Annotated in this window: 18 protein-coding genes; 16 read left to right on the forward strand and 2 right to left on the reverse strand. The window is 64.4% G+C overall.

The window, feature by feature from the left end; translation table 11 throughout:
- Positions 1-259 precede the first annotated feature (259 nt).
- Positions 260-1327, reverse strand: a complete 1068-nt coding sequence (locus PMI40_RS14425; protein ID WP_008116671.1) for a substrate-binding domain-containing protein — start codon at positions 1325-1327, stop codon at positions 260-262.
- 200 nt (positions 1328-1527) lie between these two features.
- Here PMI40_RS14425 and PMI40_RS14430 point away from each other — a divergent pair, with 200 nt between their 5' ends.
- The 6 genes from PMI40_RS14430 (at position 1528) to PMI40_RS14455 (ending at position 9683) form a co-directional block, all read left to right on the forward strand.
- Positions 1528-3174: an OFA family MFS transporter gene (locus PMI40_RS14430; RefSeq protein WP_008116674.1), complete on the forward strand. Its 1647-nt coding sequence runs from the start codon at positions 1528-1530 to the stop codon at positions 3172-3174.
- Between the two features lie 373 nt (positions 3175-3547).
- Complete coding sequence (locus PMI40_RS14435) at positions 3548-4024, forward strand: formate dehydrogenase subunit gamma (protein ID WP_008116675.1); 477 nt, start codon at positions 3548-3550, stop codon at positions 4022-4024.
- Entirely contained in the window at positions 4024-5607 is a 1584-nt protein-coding gene (locus PMI40_RS14440; RefSeq protein WP_008116677.1) for an NADH-quinone oxidoreductase subunit NuoF, read from the forward strand. The genes PMI40_RS14435 and PMI40_RS14440 overlap by 1 nt, the downstream gene beginning before the upstream one ends.
- Before the next feature lie 33 nt (positions 5608-5640).
- Positions 5641-8511 (forward strand): formate dehydrogenase subunit alpha, encoded by a 2871-nt coding sequence (fdhF, locus tag PMI40_RS14445; RefSeq protein WP_008116679.1) that lies wholly within the window; start codon positions 5641-5643, stop codon positions 8509-8511.
- A gap of 76 nt (positions 8512-8587) precedes the next feature.
- Complete coding sequence (fdhD, locus tag PMI40_RS14450; protein ID WP_008116681.1) at positions 8588-9433, forward strand: formate dehydrogenase accessory sulfurtransferase FdhD; 846 nt, start codon at positions 8588-8590, stop codon at positions 9431-9433.
- 22 nt (positions 9434-9455) lie between these two features.
- Positions 9456-9683 (forward strand): formate dehydrogenase subunit delta, encoded by a 228-nt coding sequence (locus PMI40_RS14455; RefSeq protein ID WP_008116683.1) that lies wholly within the window; start codon positions 9456-9458, stop codon positions 9681-9683.
- Here the strand turns inward: PMI40_RS14455 and PMI40_RS14460 are convergent.
- Complete coding sequence (locus PMI40_RS14460; RefSeq protein WP_008116685.1) at positions 9680-10123, reverse strand: hypothetical protein; 444 nt, start codon at positions 10121-10123, stop codon at positions 9680-9682. The two genes, PMI40_RS14455 and PMI40_RS14460, sit on opposite strands and share 4 nt — an antisense overlap.
- A gap of 398 nt (positions 10124-10521) precedes the next feature.
- Between PMI40_RS14460 and PMI40_RS14465 the strand changes: the two genes are divergently transcribed.
- The 10 genes from PMI40_RS14465 to PMI40_RS14510 all read left to right on the forward strand — a co-directional run bounded on the left by PMI40_RS14465 (position 10522) and on the right by PMI40_RS14510 (position 19536).
- Entirely contained in the window at positions 10522-11634 is a 1113-nt protein-coding gene (locus PMI40_RS14465; RefSeq protein WP_008116686.1) for a LacI family DNA-binding transcriptional regulator, read from the forward strand.
- A gap of 217 nt (positions 11635-11851) precedes the next feature.
- Positions 11852-12655: a transporter substrate-binding domain-containing protein gene (locus PMI40_RS14470; RefSeq protein ID WP_008116688.1), complete on the forward strand. Its 804-nt coding sequence runs from the start codon at positions 11852-11854 to the stop codon at positions 12653-12655.
- Between the two features lie 213 nt (positions 12656-12868).
- Positions 12869-13564 (forward strand): amino acid ABC transporter permease, encoded by a 696-nt coding sequence (locus tag PMI40_RS14475; RefSeq protein ID WP_008116690.1) that lies wholly within the window; start codon positions 12869-12871, stop codon positions 13562-13564.
- The gene (locus tag PMI40_RS14480) at positions 13565-14215 is read left to right on the forward strand and encodes an amino acid ABC transporter permease (protein ID WP_008116691.1); all 651 of its coding nucleotides are present in this window, start codon (positions 13565-13567) and stop codon (positions 14213-14215) included.
- Positions 14202-14936: an amino acid ABC transporter ATP-binding protein gene (locus PMI40_RS14485; protein WP_008116693.1), complete on the forward strand. Its 735-nt coding sequence runs from the start codon at positions 14202-14204 to the stop codon at positions 14934-14936. The genes PMI40_RS14480 and PMI40_RS14485 overlap by 14 nt, the downstream gene beginning before the upstream one ends.
- Positions 14933-15676, forward strand: coding sequence for a sugar phosphate isomerase/epimerase (locus PMI40_RS14490; RefSeq protein WP_008116696.1), 744 nt, complete (start codon positions 14933-14935; stop codon positions 15674-15676). The genes PMI40_RS14485 and PMI40_RS14490 overlap by 4 nt, the downstream gene beginning before the upstream one ends.
- A 12-nt stretch (positions 15677-15688) precedes the next feature.
- Positions 15689-16648 (forward strand): sugar kinase, encoded by a 960-nt coding sequence (locus PMI40_RS14495; RefSeq protein WP_008116698.1) that lies wholly within the window; start codon positions 15689-15691, stop codon positions 16646-16648.
- Positions 16649-16686: 38 nt separating this feature from the next.
- Positions 16687-17646 carry a D-glycerate dehydrogenase gene (locus PMI40_RS14500; RefSeq protein ID WP_008116702.1) on the forward strand — a complete coding sequence of 320 codons (960 nt, stop codon included), beginning with the start codon at positions 16687-16689 and terminating at the stop codon, positions 17644-17646.
- Positions 17647-17848: 202 nt separating this feature from the next.
- Positions 17849-18604 (forward strand): electron transfer flavoprotein subunit beta/FixA family protein, encoded by a 756-nt coding sequence (locus PMI40_RS14505; protein ID WP_008116703.1) that lies wholly within the window; start codon positions 17849-17851, stop codon positions 18602-18604.
- A gap of 2 nt (positions 18605-18606) precedes the next feature.
- Complete coding sequence (locus PMI40_RS14510) at positions 18607-19536, forward strand: electron transfer flavoprotein subunit alpha/FixB family protein (protein ID WP_008116706.1); 930 nt, start codon at positions 18607-18609, stop codon at positions 19534-19536.
- The last annotated feature ends 28 nt before the right edge of the window (positions 19537-19564 follow it).

The following is a 19564-nucleotide window of genomic DNA, read 5'->3' on the forward strand; positions in this document are numbered from 1 at the left end:
CCGCCGCCGGTAGCGGCAGGCCGACACGGACGGCGGCGCGCGCCAGGTGGATTTCGTCAAAGACGGCGTCGAGCAGGGTCAAGAGCTTGGGGTCGAGGGCGGCGAGGTTCATGAAGCGGCGGCAGGTGGTCGTCATCGGCGGCAACTACGGTCACCCCGAACGGCGCGAAGTGTAGCCGCTTCGCCGCCGCCGGACAAGCAATGGCACGCGATGGCACGCAAAGGGCGCGCAAAGGGCGCGCAAAGGCGCGCCACGCCGTCAGCCGAACGCTTCCTTGAGCGTGATGATGCGTCCGGTGTCGGTGGCATCGTAGCCGGCCAGGTTGTTGACCACGTTCCTGAAGGCATCGGACTGCAGGGTGTCGATCACGGCACGGATCAATGGATCGTGCAGCGACGCCGATGGCAGCGCGAAGAAGTAGCGCTCGCGCACCAGCGGGATGAACTCCAGGCCGAAGCGTTGCGATGCGGTCTGCACCCCGAAGCCGACATCACCCATGCCGCTGGCGATGAAGGCCGCCACCGCCGAGTGGGTGAACTCGGTATTCTCGAATCCGTTGATGTCCCTGGGCGCGATGCCGGCGTCGCCCAGCATCAGCTCGAGCAGCATGCGCGTGCCCGACCCGGCCTCGCGATTGACGAAGCGCAACTCGGCGCGCGTCAGGTCGGCCAGCGAGTGCACGCCCTTGGGATTGCCGGGGGGAACGAACAGCCCCTGGCTGCGCACGGCCAGGTGAATCAGGCAGTCGCTGCGGCCATTGAGCCACTTGGCGTAGGCGGCGATGGCGGGGCGCTCGAATTCGCCCAGCGGCACATGAAAGCCGGCCAGGTCGCATTCCTGGCGCGACAGGGCGGCGACCGCATCGGTGCTGTGTCGATAGCGGACCTCCACCGGCAGGCGTGCCGCATTGAGCTTGTCGAGCAGCGCGGCTACCGCAAAGCCGTGACTGGCGTTGAGGCGGATGGTCTGGGCGCTGCCGCCGACGGTCTTGCCAAGCTCGGTCTCGAGCTCCGAGGCCAGGCTGTCGAGGGTGGGTGACAGCCGCGCGGTGACCAGCCGGTCGCCCCACAGCAACTTGTTGGCGAAGGCGGTCAGGGTAGTGCCGCGTCCGCGTCCGCTATCGATCAGGTTGTTGCCGAAGATGCGCTCGGCATCGCGCAGCAGGCCCCAGGCGTGCCGGTACGAATAACGGATCTGCTGGGCAGCCTGCGCGATCGACCCGCTCTGCTGGATTGCAGTGAGCAGGGTCAGCAGGTTGGTGGTGTCGAGGGCGGCCTCGTTATCGCGGGAAATTTCCCAGTGTGGCTTGATGTGGACTTTATACATTTATGAAAAATATAGCATATTGATCCACGTCAAATTGGGGGATAATTCGGCCGCAAGCCACATTTTTGATAAAAATATATGTGGTGTTGTTCATATATTAAGGGGAGGGGCCTCTTGCAAAGATGAACCGTAATACGGTTTTACCGGCTTTGCCATGGGTTTCTCCGATTCACATCATCAAATAATTATTCGGAGGAATAATGGCTTTCGATTTCCTGCAAAAGGAACATACGGTTGCCAAGCCCGGATTCAACCGTTGGTTGGTCCCGCCGGCTGCACTCGCAATTCATCTTTGTATCGGCATGGCCTACGGTTTTTCGGTGTTCTGGCTGCCCCTGTCCAAGGCCCTGGGCGTGACCGCGCCGATCGCCTGCGGCGCCGACATCGGCTTTTTCGCGCAGGTCTTCTCGTCCACCTGTGACTGGAAGATTTCGATGCTGGGCTGGATGTACACCATGTTCTTCGTGCTGCTGGGTATCTCGGCAGCGATCTGGGGTGGCTGGCTGGAACATGCCGGCCCGCGCAAGGCCGGCGTGGTTGCCGCATTGTGCTGGTGCGGCGGCCTGCTGATCTCGGCCCTCGGCGTCAAGACCCACCAGCTGTGGCTGATGTGGGTGGGCTCGGGTGTGATCGGTGGCATCGGCCTGGGCCTGGGCTACATCTCTCCGGTATCGACCCTGATCAAGTGGTTCCCTGACCGTCGCGGCATGGCCACCGGCATGGCCATCATGGGCTTCGGCGGTGGCGCGCTGGTGGGCAGCCCGCTGGCCGACATGCTCATGCGCCATTTCGCCACCCCGACCTCGGTCGGCGTGTGGGAAACCTTCGTCGCCATGGCAGCCATCTATTTCGTCTTCATGATGGCCGGTGCCTTCGGCTACCGCGTGCCGCCTTCGGGCTGGAAGCCGGCAGGCTGGACGCCGCCGGCGGCCCAGGCCAGCAACACCATGATCACCCAGAACCACGTGCATGTCAGCCGCGTGTGGGGCATCCCCCAGTTCTGGCTGGTGTGGCTGGTGCTGTGCCTGAACGTGTCGGCCGGTATCGGCGTCATCGGTATCTCCTCGCCGATGCTGCAGGAAGTGTTCGGCGGTCACCTGCTGGGTGTCAATGTCGGCTTCAACGACCTGTCGGTCGAACAGAAGGCTGCCATTGCCGCACTGGCGGCGGGCTTCACCGGCCTGATCAGCCTGTTCAACATCGGTGGCCGTTTTGCCTGGGCCTCGTGCTCCGACTTCTTCGGCCGCAAGCTGACCTACGTGATCTTCTTCGTGCTGGGCTTCGTACTGTACGTGAGCCTGCCTTGGTCGGCCCAGGCCGGCAGCGTGGCCCTGTTCGTGGGGGCGGTGTGCATCATCCTGTCGATGTACGGCGGCGGTTTCGCCACCGTGCCGGCCTACCTGGCCGACCTGTTCGGCACCCAGATGGTGGGCGCCATCCACGGTCGCCTGCTGACCGCGTGGGCCACCGCCGGCATCCTGGGCCCGGTGGTGGTGAACTACATGCGCGAATACCAGCTGTCGCTGGGCATGCCGCGCGAGCAGGTCTACAACACCACCATGTACATCCTGGCCGGCATGCTGGTGCTGGGCCTGATCTGCAACCTGCTGATCCGCCCGGTAGCCGCCAAGCACTTCATGACGCCCGAGGAATTGGCGCGTGAAAAGCAGCTGGCGCACGAGAAATCGGCAGCCGATGCCGCGGCCACCGCTTCCGGCGCCGACCTGTCGAAGGTCGGCAGCGGCGGCAACCCGGTGCTGATCGGTGCGGCCTGGCTGGCAGTGGGCATTCCGCTGGTGTGGGGTATCACGCTGACGTTGCAGAAGACGGCCGTGCTGTTCCGTTGATGGCATCGAGGTAGCAAGCGCCGGACCCATCGAGGTCCGGCGTGGTGGCGCAAGCCACTGACAAAAACGGCACTGTCGCCAGGCCGTTTCTGCCAGTGACCAATCCTCGTCTCGAGCATCGGGATGAGGTCCGATAAAAGCGGGCATCGATCCGCCATGTCTGTTCTGTACCAACCCGCAAAGGCAGGGAGAACATGCAATCACGGAGACCAGTCGTATCCCCTCCCGTGGCCATCGCCGATGGTCCGATGACCTGGCTGTCGCCAGCGTTTTCCCGTCTTCGCTCCTTTGTCCTTCATCCGGATTTTTTGTGCGGCAGGCAAGCAGGTCCCGTCGGGACGACTGCCGCTTCATGGCAAGCCAGGAGACTTCAATGGATAGGCAACAGGTTTTCGACGTGGCAGCAGTGCGCGACATCATTGCCGCGCGCCGGCAGATGGCGGGCGCCATGCTCCCCATCCTGCACGGGATCCAGGATCGCATCGGCTACGTTCCGCCGCAGGCCGTAGCGCTCATCGCCACCGAGCTCAATGTCTCGCGCGCCGAGGTGCATGGTGTGATCTCGTTCTACCATTACTTTCGTCAGCAGCCGCCGGCGCGGCATGTGCTGCAGGTGTGTCGCGCCGAGGCTTGCCAGGCGCGCGGCGGCGAGGCCTTGGCCGAGGCGGCCCGGCAACTGCTGGGTTGCGGCTTTGACGAAAGCAGCGCCGACGGCCTGTTTACGCTGGAGCCGGTGTATTGCCTGGGGCAATGCGCCTGTGGCCCCAACGTCACCATCGACGACCGGCTGCATGCACGGGTCGACGCCGCCCGGCTGCAGCAGCTGGTGCAGGCCAAGCGGGAGGCATGATGGACCCTCGACCCCAATCCCGGCCCGGCTGCGCGCCGGTGACCATCTACGTGCCGCGCGACTCTACCGCGCTGGCCCTGGGCGCCGATGAGATCGCCGCCGCCATCGTCGGCCAGGCCGAAGCGCGCGGCCTGCCTATCGCGCTGGTGCGCAATGGCTCGCGCGGCATGTTCTGGCTGGAACCGCTGGTGGAGGTGGCGACCGCCGCCGGCCGTGTCGGTTACGGCCCGGTCGCCGTCGACGACGTGCCGGGGCTGTTCGACGCTGGCCTGTTGCAGGGTGGCGCGCACTGCTTGCGCCAGGGCCTGGTGGACGAGCTGCCCTACCTGAAGAACCAGGAACGCCTCACCTTTGCCCGGGTCGGCCTGACCGACCCGCTCTCGCTGGATGACTACCTGGCCTACGAAGGCTATGCCGGCCTGCGCCAGGCCCTGTCGATGACGCCGGCCGAGGTGGTGCAGCAGGTGCTCGACTCCGGCTTGCGCGGGCGCGGCGGCGCGGCTTTTCCTACCGGGATCAAGTGGCGGACGGTGGCGCGGGCGCCGGCGGGCCGCAAGTACGTGGTGTGCAACGCCGACGAGGGCGATTCGGGCACCTTCTCGGACCGCATGGTGATGGAAGACGACCCCTTCATGTTGATCGAAGGCATGACCATTGCCGGCATTGCCGTGGGCGCCACGCAGGGCTACGTCTACGTGCGTTCCGAATATCCGCATGCTTTGGCCACGCTGGCGCAGGCCATTGCGATTGCCACCGAAAAGGGCTACCTGGGCGACAACGTACTCGGTAGCGGACGGGCCTTCCACCTGGAGCTGCGGCGTGGCGCCGGTGCCTATATCTGTGGCGAGGAAACCGCCATGCTGGAAAGCCTCGAGGGCAAGCGCGGGGTAGTGCGGGCCAAGCCGCCGCTGCCGGCGCTGCAGGGCCTGTTCGGCAAGCCCACGGTGATCAACAACCTGATCTCGCTGGCGTCGGTGCCGATCATCCTGGCACGGGGCGCGGCGTTCTACCGGGATTACGGGGTAGGGCGTTCCAGCGGCACCCTGCCTTTCCAGCTGGCCGGCAACATCAGGCAGGGCGGGCTGGTGGAAAAGGCCTTCGGCCTGACGCTGCGCCAGTTGCTGGACGATTTCGGTGGCGGCAGCCACAGCGGGCGGCCGATCCGGGCGGTGCAGATGGGTGGCCCCCTGGGCGCCTACCTGGCCGCGCACCAGTTCGACACCCCGCTGGACTATGAAGCCTTTGCCGCCATCGGCGCCATGATCGGCCATGGCGGCCTGGTGGCGTTCGACGACACGGTCGACATGGCGCGCCAGGCACGCCATGCAATGGCATTCTGCGCCCTCGAATCGTGCGGCAAGTGCACGCCGTGCCGCATCGGTTCCACCCGCGGCGTGGAGGTGATCGACAAGATCATCGCCAACCACGACCGGCCGCAGCAGATGCGGCTCTTGCGCAGCCTGTGCGACACCATGGTCGATGGCTCCCTGTGCGCCATGGGCGGCATGACACCGGTGCCGGTATTGTCGGCGCTGGCGCATTTCCCCGAAGACTTCGGCACCCCCGGCGCACAGGCCGCCTGAGCTGTCCCCCAATTCGATATCGAGGAGTTCACCATGAACCATCTCAACCAGGCCGATTACGGCACGCCGGCGCGCCAGTCAGAGCAGCAGGTGAGGCTGGAGATCGATGGCGTGGCCGTGACCGTGGCCGCTGGCACCTCGGTCATGCGCGCGGCCATCGAAGCGGGCATCAATGTTCCCAAGCTATGCGCCACCGACAGCCTGGAGCCGTTCGGCTCGTGCCGGCTGTGCCTGGTCGAGATCGAACAGGACGGCCGGCGCCTGAAGGGCTACCCCGCTTCCTGCACCACGCCGTGCGAGAGCGGCATGAAGGTGCAGACGCAGACGCCCAGGCTGGCCGAGATCCGGCGCGGCGTGATGGAGCTGTATATCTCGGACCATCCGCTGGATTGCCTGACCTGTCCCACCAACGGCAACTGCGAGTTGCAGGACATGGCCGGTGTGGTCGGCCTGCGCGAGGTGCGCTACGACCCGCAGGGCGCAAGCCACACCGGCATGCAGAAGGACGAATCGAATCCTTACTTTACCTACGATCCGTCCAAATGCATCGTCTGCAACCGTTGCGTGCGCGCCTGCGAGGAAACCCAGGGCACCTTCGCCCTGACCATCGACGGCCGCGGCTTTGCCTCGCGCGTGTCGGCCGGGCAGATGGAAAGCTTCATGGAGTCCGAATGCGTCTCGTGCGGCGCCTGCGTACAAGCCTGCCCGACCGCCACGCTGACCGAAAAGAGCGTGATCATGCTGGGCCAGGCCGAGCACAGTCACGTCACCACCTGCGCCTATTGCGGCGTCGGTTGCGCCTTCAAGGCCGAGATGAAGGGCAACCAGGTGGTGCGCATGGTGCCATACAAGGATGGTCACGCCAATCATGGCCATTCCTGCGTCAAGGGCCGCTTTGCCTGGGGCTATGCGAGCCACAAGGACCGCATCCTCAATCCGATGATCCGCGGCAGTATCAACGACCCCTGGCGCGAAGTGTCGTGGGACGAGGCGCTGACCTATGCGGCCAGCGAGTTTCGCCGCATCCAGCAGCAGCACGGCAAGCACGCCATCGGCGGCATCACCTCGTCACGCTGCACCAACGAAGAGACCTACCTGGTGCAAAAGCTGGTGCGCGCCGCCTTCGGCAACAACAACGTCGACACCTGCGCCCGGGTATGCCATTCGCCCACCGGATATGGCCTGAAGCAGACCCTGGGCGAATCGGCCGGCACCCAGACCTTCGATTCGGTGATGAAGTCGGACGTGATCCTGATCATGGGCGCCAACCCGGCCTCGGGCCATCCGGTGTTCGCCTCGCAGATCAAGCGCCGCGTACGCCAGGGTGCGCGGCTGATCGTGATCGACCCGCGCAGCACCGAGATGGTCAAGTCGCCCCATGTGCAGGCCGACTACCACCTCAAGCTGCGCCCGGGTACCAATGTGGCCATCGTCACCGCGCTGGCGCATGTGATCCTGTCCGAAGGCTTGCAGCAGGAAGACTACATTGCCCAGCGCTGCGACCTGCCATCCTACGAGCACTGGAAGCAATTCGTGCTGCGTCCCGACAACTCGCCCGAGGCCATGGCCGCCGTCACCGGGGTACCGGCCGAGGATATCCGGGGCGCGGCACGCCTGTTCGCCACCGGCGGCAATGCCGCCATCTACTATGGCCTGGGCGTGACCGAGCATGCGCAGGGCTCGACCACCGTGATCGGCATTGCCAACCTGGCCATGTGCACCGGCAACGTCGGCCGCGAAGGCGTGGGTGTGAACCCGTTGCGCGGCCAGAACAACGTCCAGGGTTCGTGCGACATGGGATCGTTCCCGCATGAACTGCCGGGCTATCGTCATATCTCCGACTCGACCGTGCGCGCTACCTTCGAGCAGGCCTGGGGCGTGACGCTTGACCCCGAGCCCGGCTTGCGTATTCCCAACATGTTCGAGGCGGCGCTGGACGGCAGCTTCAAGGGCCTGTATTGCGAGGGCGAGGACATCGTACAGTCCGACCCCAACACCCAGCACGTGGCGGCGGCCTTGCAGGCAATGGAGTGCATCGTGGTGCAGGACCTGTTCCTCAACGAAACGGCCAAGTATGCGCATGTGTTCCTGCCCGGGTCATCGTTCCTGGAGAAGGACGGTACCTTCACCAATGCCGAGCGCCGCATCTCGCGCGTGCGCCGCGTGATGCCGCCGGCCGCCGGCAAGGCGGACTGGGAGGTGACGGTGGCGCTGGCCGCAGCGCTGGGTACCCCGATGCCGTACAATCACCCGTCGGAGATCATGGACGAAATCGCCTCCCTCACGCCCAGCTTCAGAGGCGTCAGCTATGCCCGCCTGGAGCAGTTGGGCAGTATCCAGTGGCCCTGCAACGCAGCCGCTCCCGAGGGCACGCCGATCATGCATGTGGGCAGCTTCATCCGTGGCAAGGGCAAGTTTCTCAACACCCAGTACTTCGCCACCGACGAAAAGGTGACGCAGCGCTATCCATTGATCCTGACCACCGGTCGCATCCTGTCGCAGTACAACGTCGGCGCCCAGACACGCCGCACCGAGAACTCGCGGTGGCACAGCGAAGACCGGCTCGAGATCCATCCGCACGATGCCCAGGACCGCGGCATCGTCGAAGGAGACTGGGTGGGCATCGACTCGCGTGCCGGGCAGACCGTATTGCGCGCCACGGTGACCGAGAAAGTGCAGCCGGGTGTGGTGTACACCACGTTCCACTTTCCGGAATCGGGCGCCAATGTGATCACCACCGACAACTCGGACTGGGCCACCAATTGTCCCGAGTACAAGGTGACGGCGGTGCAGGTGCTGCCGGTGACGCAGGCTTCGCAGTGGCAGCAGCAATACCGGCAATTCAACCGCGAGCAGCTGGACCTGCTCAAGCAGCACAAGCTGGCAGAGCCGGTGGCGAAGTGATCCGACCGACCGTATGGCAAGCAAACCTGGTCTTCCCGGCCCTGGCCGGGGCGCCCCAATCAATGAATCGACCAGCATGAACGCACGTACCCCGCAGTCTCCCAGTATCGATGCCGTCACCGGCGACTATGCCACCTCGACTTGCGTCACCGTCTCGCGCTGGCGCGACGGCCAGCGCGAGACGGTGCAGGACGTGGTGGCCGAGGAAGTGCCGATCGCGCTCGAATACAACGGCATCTCGCACGCCGTGATGATGGCCACGCCGGCCGACCTGGAAGACTTTGCCCTGGGCTTTTCGCTCACCGAGGGCATCATCGCCGACCCCGGCGAGCTCTATGAATGCGAGATCGTGCCCGGCTGCGAGGGCGTGCAGGTGCAGATGCGCATTGCCACCGAGCGTTTCGTGGCGTTGAAGGAGAAGCGTCGCAACCTGACCGGTCGCACCGGTTGCGGCCTGTGCGGCGCCGAGACGCTGGAGCAGGCGGTGCGCCATCCCAAGGCCGTGGCGCATGAGGGCGCCCAGTTCAGCGTGGCGCAGGTCCATGCCGCGCTGGAACGGATGCAGGGCGGCCAGCAACTGCAGCAGCTTACCGGCGCCACCCACGCCGCGGCCTGGCTGGCCGGGGATGGCAGCATCGCGCTGGTGCGAGAAGACGTGGGCCGCCACAATGCGCTGGACAAGTTGATCGGTGCGCTGGCTGGGCAGGGCGCCGATTTCTCGACCGGTGCGGCCATCATCACCAGCCGCGCCAGCTATGAGATGGTGCAGAAGGCGGCGACGGTGGGCATCGGTTTCATCGCGGCCATTTCGGCCCCGACGGCGCTGGCCATCCGCCTGGCCGAGGAAACCGACGTCACCTTGCTGGGCTTTGTGCGCAAGCAAGGGCATGTGGTGTATGCCTGCCCGCACCGCCTGAGCTGAACGATAACTGGAGGATACCGCCGTGAATGCAGCGAACCTGGTCAAGATGGCCAACCAGATTGCCGACTTCTTCTCGACCATGCCCGACCACGAACAGGCGGTGGCCGATCTCGCCGCGCACCTCAAGCGTTTTTGGGAACCCCGCATGCGCCGGGCCTTGCTGGCGCATATCGACCAGACCCGGGGCGAGGGGCTGTCACCGATGGTGATGGAAGCGGTGGACCGGCACGCCGGGATATTGCACGCCTAGTGGTGCAGGTGGTAAGAGGCGTTGCAGCCGTTTTTCTTGATGCGATCGAGCAGGCCGCCGCGCTCGCCGATGCTTTCCCGCCGCAATATGTCGGTGTATAGCACCGAAGCGCTCGAACCGGCCGCGCGCAACTCGCGGGTCATGCCATCGAAGGCCGCCGGCGCCAGATGTCGTATGCCACACGCCGCATAGAGCCGCGCCTCGGTCGTGGCGACCCTGCCGCGCAGCAGCTCGGCAAATATCCTGAACCCGCTGGGTGAGCGCAATATGCGCCGGTAGACCTGCTCGCCATGGCTGATGTGACCGACCAAGCCGACCTGGCCGATGGCGAAGGTGGGCGTCATGGCCAGTTGGGCCACCAGGTCGGCATCGATGACGTCCTCGCTGGCCGACGACGTCAGGAAAAGCGATACGGCAGCGGCGAGCAGCAGGTGGTGCATGGGCGGTTTCGGGTGATGGTGGCGCCAAGGCGATGGACAGGGTGGCGATGCGGCAATGCGCAGCATCGCATCGATGTCGCGGCCGGCGCAGTGTCCGGAAAAAGATAATGGGTTCGCTTCGAATAACACCGACAGGCCAGGCGCCATCGCCCGGTGTGCGGGCGCTTTCGTCGCAGCCGCTGAGAAAAGTTAAAAAGCTTTGGCTCGCATTCTTCTGCGTGTTGTCGGCCGACATCTCCCTTCATCGACATTCATCAAACTTTTCATCTGAAATCGTTTGCTAAAGGATTTTCACGCTGCTATCTTGGAACCGGTTCCAAAAGATTCAAAAATGAACAGCCCGGAACCGCGAGCAGTACAAATCGAACGATCACCATCATCTGATTTGGCGGGCAACAGTGAGACAAGGCATAAAAACCGGCACCGACCGGGTCACCATCGCGCAGGTAGCGCGTGAGGCCGGCGTGTCCAAGACCAGCGTATCGCGATTTCTCGGCGGCGAGTTCGACGCCCTGTCGCAGCATTTGCGCCAGCAGATCGGCCAGACCATCACCCGCCTCGGCTATCAGCCCAGCCAGATGGCGCGCGGTCTCAAGGGCGGTCGTACGCGATTGATCGGAATGCTGGTGGCCGACATCCTCAACCCGTATTCGGTGGCGGTGCTGCATGGTGCCGAGGCGGCCTGCCAGAAGCACGGCTATACGCTGATGCTGTGCAATACCGGCAACGACGAGAAGCGCGAGAAGCAGTCACTGGCGGCCTTGCATTCCTACAGCGTCGAGGGCCTGCTGTTCAATACCCAGGGGCGCAGCGTGGCGCCGCTGGAGGAACTGGGGCAGGCCGCTTTTCCGGTGGTGCTGCTGGACCGGCGCATCGATGGTTGCGATTTCGACCTGGTCGGCCTGGATAACGTCAATGCGGCACGGCTGGCGACCCGGCATCTGCTGGACCAGGGCTACACCGATATCGCACTGGTGGTGCAGCCGCTGCATGGCGTGAGCTCGCGCCAGGGACGGCAGGCGGGTTTCCTGCAGGCGATGGCGGGTTGTCCCGGTGGCCACGGCGAAACGCTGGAAGTGCATCTCGACCAGCCCGGGCATGTGGCAACGGTGCTGCGCGAGTTCTTCCAGCGGCGCGCTCACAGTAGCGGTCGCATCGCGATCCTGGCCGGCAATGGCATGGTGTCGCTGCAGATCGCGTTGGCATTGCAAAGCATGAAGTTGCAGTTTCCCGACGATGTCGGACTGCTGTGTTTCGATGAGCTGTCATGGTCACCGCTGGTGGGATGCGGCATCAGCACCATCGAGCAACCCACTTATGAAATCGGTTTCACCGCCATCGAGCGGTTACTGGTGCGGATCAACGGCGAGCGCTCGGTGCGCATGGAAATCCTGCTCGACGGGCGCCTGATCCACCGCCAGTCCAGTTGCAGCGTGGCCAACGACCGGACGCTGGCGCTGTGCAGCCGGATCGCGGGCAAGATCGGCAGCAGCGCAGGCATGACGCGCTAGGCCGGTCCTGGAACCGGTCCCAGGGTGCATTGCGCGGTAGTGGTAAGACCTTGGGACCTATGCATGGCAAGGCCCCGCCGACAGTTCAGCAGTAGCAACAAGACCTGAGCATGATCAGGCCCGCAGCAAAGAGGGTGAAGAACCTGTTCGATCCGAACGGGCAAATGCGCCAGACCGACTGCCGTACACCTGTGCGGCATATTTTCAGGAGACTAGGATGAACATCAGAAGACTTTTCGGCACCAAATTCATTGCGTTGACCCTGGCCGCGACCTGCGCCGCGGGCGCCGCCGCCAGCGCCAGTGCGCAAAGCATTTCGGAATTGACCAAGAAGGGCAAGATCACCATCGGCGTGGTCAGCGGCACGCCTCCGTTCGGCAGTGTCGATGCCAAGGGCGTGCCGATTGGCTACGACGTCGATGTCGCCAACCTGATCGGCAAGTACCTGGGCCTGCCGGTGGAGATCGTGCCGCTGGTGCCGCCGGCCCGTATCCCGGCGCTGGAATCGGGCAAGGTCGACATGCTGGCCGCTACCCTGGCGCCAACCCCGGAACGCGCCAAGGCCGTGTTGTTCACCATGCCCTACAGCGGCTTCGAGTTGTCCATCGTGGGGCCGGTCGGCAGCAACTTCAAGAAGCTCGATGACCTGGTCAAGAAGAAGGTGGGCGTCTCGCGCGGCAGTACCAACGACACCGCACTGACCCGCCTGGCACCGGCCGGCACGGTGCTGGTGCGTTTCGAGGACGACTCGACGGTGACCCAGGCCCTGTTGTCGAACCAGGTCGATGCGATCTCGATCCCCAACACCATGGCCACCGAAATCGTCAAGACCCGCGGCCAGGGCAAGATCGAAGTCAAGTTCCCGTACTCGGTGCAACCCAATTCGATGACCGTGCGCAAGGGTTCCTACGAGTTGCGCGAATGGCTCAACAACTTCATCTACTACGTCAAGCTCAATGGCGAACTGGATGCGATCTCGCGCAAGTGGTCCGGTCCGTTGCCCAACCTGCCAGTATTCTAAGACCTGGCCGGGATCCGGGGGCGGGACCGTCAGCGGCGCGCATGTGCACCGCTGACGGCCTCTCGCTGTGGATCTGCGGCAGGTTCGCCGTGGATGGGGGCAGGCATTGTCGTCCCACGAGACATAAAAGCAAAGCTGGCCTCGGGTGTCTTGGTTACCTGGTTGCCAGACTTGTAGCTCCCGGGTTCACCGGGTGAAGGCAAGGAGCACACGATGCATTACGATTTTCAGTTCGCGTTCATCTTCCAGCATCTCGATCAGTTGCTGGTAGGCGCGCTGCTTACCATCCGGTTGAGCGCGCTGTCGATGGTCTGCGGTTTGGCGGTGGGGATCTTCGGCGCGATCGTGAGCATTCACGGCAGCAAGCCGGCCCGCTTTGCGGTCACGTCCTATGTGGAGCTGATTCGCAGCACGCCTTTCCTGGTCCAGTTATTCATCATCTTCTTCGGCCTGCCGGCCGCCGGCATCCAGGTCGACGCCAATATCGCCGCGCTGGTGGCGATGACGGTCAACCTGGGCGCCTATTCGACCGAGATCGTGCGCGCCGGCATGATGGCGATCCACCCGTCCCAGATCGAGGCGGCACATGCGCTGGCCATGACCCGCGGCCAGGTGATCCGGCACGTGGTGCTTACGCCGGCGCTGGAAAAGGTCTACCCGGCGCTGGCCAGCCAGTTCACCCTGATGATGCTGGCCTCCAGCGTGGTCTCGGCGATCTCGGCCGAAGAGCTCACGGCCACCGCCAACCTGCTCGACGCCGAGACCTTTCGCAGCTTCGAGATCTACCTAGTGGTGATGGTGATGTACATCCTGCTGGCCTTGCTGTTCCGCCTGGGTTTCTGGCTGATCGGCCTGGTCGTGTTCAAACGTCGCCGTCGTCTGGGCGTACCCCGTCCGAGGAGAATGTAAATGATTGCCGAATTTTCCGTTGACCAGTTCATCTTCCTCTTGGAAGCGGCGCAATGGACGGTCCTGCTGTCGCTGCTGGCCTTCGTGGTGGGCGGTGCCGCCGGTTTCGTGGTGGCGCTGATGCGCACCTCGCACCTGCAGGTCCTGCGCACCGTGTCGGCGATCTACATCCAGATCGTGCAGGGCACCCCGGTGCTGATCATTTTGTTCCTGTCGTTCTACGGCCTGGCGATCTACGGTTTCAAGCTGCCGCCGATGGTAGCGGCGACCATCGCCATGACGATCTACTCCAGCGCCTACCTGGGCGAGATCTGGCGCGGTTGCATCGAAGCCGTACCGGTGCCGCAGTGGGAAGCATCCACCGCGCTGGCCATGACCCGCTGGCAGCAGTTGCGGTATGTGATCCTGCCGCAGGCAGTGCGCATCTCGTTGCCGCCGACGGTGGGTTTTCTGGTGCAGATCGTCAAGAACACCTCGATTGCCTCCATCATCGGGCTGGTCGAACTGACCCAGGCCGGCAAGCTGGTCAGCAACGCCACCTTCCAGCCGTTCCTGGTGTTCCCGATCGTGGCCGGCATCTACTTCATCTTCTGTTACCCGCTGTCGCGGTTCAGCTTCGCCCTTGAGAGGAAATACCATGCCCATCGTTGAGATCGACAACATCACCAAGAGCTTCGGCAGCAACCAGGTTCTCAACGGCATTTCGCTGACGGTGGAAAAAGGCCAGGTGGTGGCCGTGATCGGCCGCAGCGGTTCCGGCAAGAGCACCATGCTGCGTTGTATCAACGGACTGGAAAGCATCGACGGCGGCAGCATCAACGTGGCCGGCCACAAGCTGACCAATCGCCACGAACACCTCATCGAGTTGCGCAAGGACGTGGGCATGGTGTTCCAGCACTACAACCTGTTTCCGCACCTGACGGTGGAAGAGAACGTGATGCTGTCGCCGCGCATCGTCAAGAAGATCGCCACCGACACCAGCCGCGCCACCGCCACCCGGGTGCTGACCCAGGTCGGCCTGGAACACAAGCGCGACGCCTATCCCGAGCAACTCTCGGGTGGCCAGCAGCAGCGCGTGGCGATTGCCCGTTCGCTAGCCATGGAGCCGCAGGTGATGCTGTTCGACGAAGTGACCTCGGCGCTCGACCCCGAACTGACCGCCGAAGTGTTGAAGGTGATGGAAGAGCTGGCGCGCGGGGGCATGACCATGCTGCTGGTGACGCACGAGATGGAGTTCGCCCGCCGGGTAGCCGACATCACCGTATTCATGCACCAGGGCAAGGTATGGGAAGCCCGTCCGTCCAGGGAATTCTTTGCCGATCCCCAGACCGCCGAGGCCAAGCAGTTCATCGGCGCGGGAAATATCAAATGACCCCGGTGCTGGTCGCCGCATCGGCCTACGGCGCCGATCTGGTGCGTCGGGTAGGCCATGCCGACCTGGTGCACATGGTGGCCAACGCCGGTGCGGCCGGGCTGGAGATACGGCGCGAGCTGTTCGATGGCCCGCAGGACCTGCCCGCATTGGGCGCGCTCATCGCGCAGCACGGCCTGTTTGCGGTCTATTCGGCGCCGTTCGAGCTGTTTGGCGCCGATGGCCGCTTCGATCGCGCCCGCATCGACCTGGCCATGGACGAAGCCGGGCAGGTGGGGGCGCGTTACCTGAAGGTGTCGCTGGGCCATTTCTCGGCCGCCAGCGACTTGCAGAGCCTGTTGCGCTACGTGGCGCAGGCGCCGGTCGAGGTGCTGCTCGAGAATGACCAGACACCGCAGGGCGGGCGCCTGGAGCCGATCGTCAGTTTCCTGTCCTTGTGCACCGGCAATGGCTATACCTTCGGCCTGACCTTCGATATCGGCAATTGGCACTGGAACGGCGTCGATCCCGACCTGGCCGCGCGCACCCTGGCACCGTATGTGCGCTATGTGCATTGCAAGGGCGTGCGCCACGAGCGCGGCAAGCTCAGGGCGGTGCCGTTGGAGGCGCAGGACACCGATTGGCCGGCATTGATGGCGTATTTTCCGCAGGGCATACAGCGCGCCATCGAGTTTCCGCTGGTCGGCAGCGACCTGGAACAGGTCACGCGCCGCTATGTGGCCCTGCTGGCCACCGTTTGACGAAAGGACCGCATGAGACCGAGCGCAGTGCAACTGGACGTGGCCACCTATGGCGAATCGCTGGCCCTGCTGGTGGCCGACCAGGTCGGGGCCTTTGAAGACGTCGAGAAATACACCCGCCGCCTGGCCGGCGCCGAGACCAACGTCGCCATCGGCCTGGCACGACTGGGCCTGAAGGTCGGCTGGCTCAGCCGGGTCGGCGACGATTCGTTCGGCCGCTTCATCTGCAAGCGGGTGGCGCAAGAGGGCGTCGATGTGAGCCGGGTGGTGACCGATGCCCAGTACCGTACCGCGATCCAGCTCAAGGCGCGTGCCGTGGACGGCGCCGATCCGGCCATCGAGTATTACCGCAAGGGTTCGGCCGCCAGCCACCTGTCTCCGGCCGATTTCGACCCGGACTATTTTGGCGCCGCGCGCCATCTGCACGCCACCGGGATCGCCCCGGCCTTGTCGGCCAGCACCATGGCACTGGCGCATCATGCGCTCGACTTCATGCGCGCACGCGGCAAGAGCATCTCGTTCGACCCCAACCTGCGGCCCATGCTGTGGCCCTCGCAGCAAGTCATGGCGCAGCAGCTCAACGCCCTGGCGGCCAAGGCCGATTGGGTCCTGCCGGGGCTGTCTGAAGGAAAAATCCTGACGGGTTACACTGAGCCTGCCGACATCGCCGCCTTCTATCTGGATCGTGGCGTGTCGCTGGTGGTGGTCAAGCTCGGCGAGCAGGGTGCCTACTACCGCAGTGCCCAAGGCGAAGGCGTGGTGCCGGGCGTGCCTGTCAGGCAGGTGGTCGATACCGTGGGCGCTGGCGATGGCTTTGCCGTGGGTCTCATCAGCGGCTTGCTGGAAGGGCTGCCGATCGAGCAGGCGGTGAGGCGCGGCAACCGCATCGGCGCCTTCGCCATCCAGGTGGTGGGCGATATGGAAGGCCTGCCGACCCGCTCCGAGCTGGAGGCGGCCAGCCGGGCCGACTGAACCGATGGACTAAACAATTCAACCAGGACGGAGTGTCGATGAAGCAGCGCGTGGTGGTGTACAAGAAATTGCCGGAACACCTGATGGACCGGCTGCGCGCCGAGTTCGACGTGACCGCCTTCGAGCGGATCGACAGCAGCAACCGCGGTGCCTTCGTCGATGCGTTGAAGAGTGCGCACGGTATGATCGGCGCCAGCCTGCAGATTTCCAATGACATGCTCGACGCCGCCCCGGCGCTGCGCATCGCCTCCACCGTCTCGGTCGGCGTCGACCAGTTCGACCTGGACTACTTCAGGCAGCGCGGCCTGCTGCTGGCGCATACGCCGGGCGTGCTCAACGAAGCCACCGCCGACACCATCTTCGCGCTGATCCTGTCGACCGCGCGGCGGGTGGTGGAGCTGGCCGAACTGGTCAAGGCCGGGCAATGGAAGGGCAGCATCGGCGAGGCCCAGTTTGGCGTCGACGTCCATGGCAAGACGCTGGGGATCATCGGCATGGGCCGCATCGGCAGCGCCGTGGCACGCCGTGGCCATCATGGCTTCGGCATGAAGATCCTGTACCACAATACGCGTCCCAATGCCCAGGCCGAACGGGAGCTCGACGCCAGCTTCGTCAGTCGTGACGCGCTGCTGGCGCAATCCGACTTCGTCTGCCTGATGCTGCCACTGACGGCGCAGACCGAGCGCATGTTCGGCGCCCGCGAATTCGGCCTGATGAAGCGCAGTGCCATCTTCATCAACGCTTCGCGCGGGCGCATCGTGGATCAGGCCGCGCTGGTGCGCGCCTTGCAGGAAAAGACCATCCACGCCGCCGGCCTGGACGTGTTCGAGGTCGAGCCGCTGCCGGCCGATTCTCCATTGCTGGGCCTGCGCAATGTGGTGGCCTTGCCCCACATCGGCTCGGCCACCCATGAGACCCGGCTGGCGATGGCCGAGCTGGCGATCGACAACCTGGTCGCCGGCCTGCGCGGCGAGCCCGTGCCGCACCTGGCGCTATAGGCCTGCGGCCCGGCGCGCCGGTGGCGGCTTTTGCGGCGCAGCACGGGCGGCACCGCTTTTCCCTTCCGTTTGCCGGCTTTAATGTGTATGCTGCGAACTTAAATAGAACGACCGTGCTAAATAAAAGTCGGTTTGTCATTTTGCACTTATAATCCGGCAAAGCTTTACGTTTACGTCAATTCGTTTTTTCAAGGGCCAAGCGATGAAAGTATTAGTACCAGTCAAGCGCGTCGTGGATTACAACGTCAAGGTGCGCGTCAAGAGCGACGGCAGCGGCGTGGACATTGCCAACGTCAAGATGTCGATGAACCCGTTCGACGAGATTGCGGTGGAAGAAGCGGTACGCCTGAAGGAAGGTGGCAAGGTCACCGAAGTGATCGCCGTCTCCGCCGGTGTCACCCAGTGCCAGGAGACCCTGCGCACCGCCATGGCCATCGGCGCCGACCGCGCGATCCTGGCCGAAGTCGGTGCCGAGGTCGAACTGCAACCGCTGGCCGTGGCCAAGATCCTCAAGGCGCTGGCCGAGAAGGAGCAACCGCAATTGATCATCCTGGGCAAGCAGGCCATCGATGACGACTGCAACCAGACCGGCCAGATGCTGGCGGCACTGCTGGGCTGGCCGCAGGCCACCTTTGCCTCCAAGGTGGTGCTGGAAGAGGGCAAGGTGACGGTCACCCGCGAAGTCGACGGCGGCCTGGAGACCCTGGCCCTGACGCTGCCGGCCATCATCACCACCGACCTGCGCCTCAACGAGCCGCGCTACGTGACGCTGCCCAACATCATGAAGGCCAAGAAGAAGACGCTCGATACCGTCAAGCCCGACGAGCTGGGCGTGGACGTCACGCCCCGCGTGAAGACGCTCAAGGTGGTCGAGCCTGCCAAGCGCAGCGCCGGCGTGAAGGTGCCCGATGTGGCCACGCTGGTGGCCAAACTGAAAAATGAAGCCAAGGTGATCTAACCATGACCGCACTCGTTATCGCAGAACACGACAATGCCAGCCTCAAGGGCAGCACCCTCAATACCATCACCGCGGCCGTGCAGGCCGGCGGCGAGGTCCATGTGCTGGTAGCAGGTTCCAATGCCAAGGCCGCTGCCGAGGCAGCGGCCCAGGTAGCCGGCGTGGCCAAGGTGCTGCTGGCCGATGGCGCCCAGTTTGCCGATGGCCTGGCAGAGAACGTCGCCGCGCAGGTGCTGGCCATCGCGAAGGACTACAGCCATATCCTGGCGCCGGCCACGGCCTACGGCAAGAACATCCTGCCCCGCGTGGCGGCGCTGCTCGACGTGGGCCAGATCTCGGACATCACCAAGGTCGATTCGCCCGACACCTTCGAGCGTCCGATCTATGCCGGCAACGCCATTGCCACGGTGCAATCGAGCGATGCCATCAAGGTCATCACCGTGCGCACCACCGGTTTCGATGCGGCCGGTGCCGGCGGCAGTGCCGCCGTCGACACCATCACGGCGGTAGCCGATTCGGGCAAGTCCAGCTTCGTGGGCCGCGAAGTGGCCAAGTCGGATCGTCCCGAACTGACGGCCGCCAAGATCATCGTCTCGGGCGGTCGCGGCATGGGTTCATCGGACAGCTTCAAGATCCTCGAGCCGTTGGCCGACAAGCTCAATGCCGCCATGGGCGCTTCGCGCGCCGCGGTCGACGCCGGCTATGTACCCAACGACTGGCAGGTCGGCCAGACCGGCAAGATCGTCGCGCCCCAGCTCTATATCGCCGTCGGCATCTCGGGCGCGATCCAGCATCTGGCCGGCATGAAGGACTCCAAGGTCATCGTCGCCATCAACAAGGACGAAGAGGCGCCGATCTTCTCGGTGGCCGACTACGGCATCGTCGGCGACCTGTTCGAGATCGTGCCGGAGCTGGTCAAGCAGCTCGGCTGAGCCTTGACTACCGTTTGACCCTTACCCC

The sequence above is a fragment of the Herbaspirillum sp. YR522 genome (genome assembly GCF_000282575.1).
Taxonomy (GTDB): domain Bacteria; phylum Pseudomonadota; class Gammaproteobacteria; order Burkholderiales; family Burkholderiaceae_D; genus Herbaspirillum.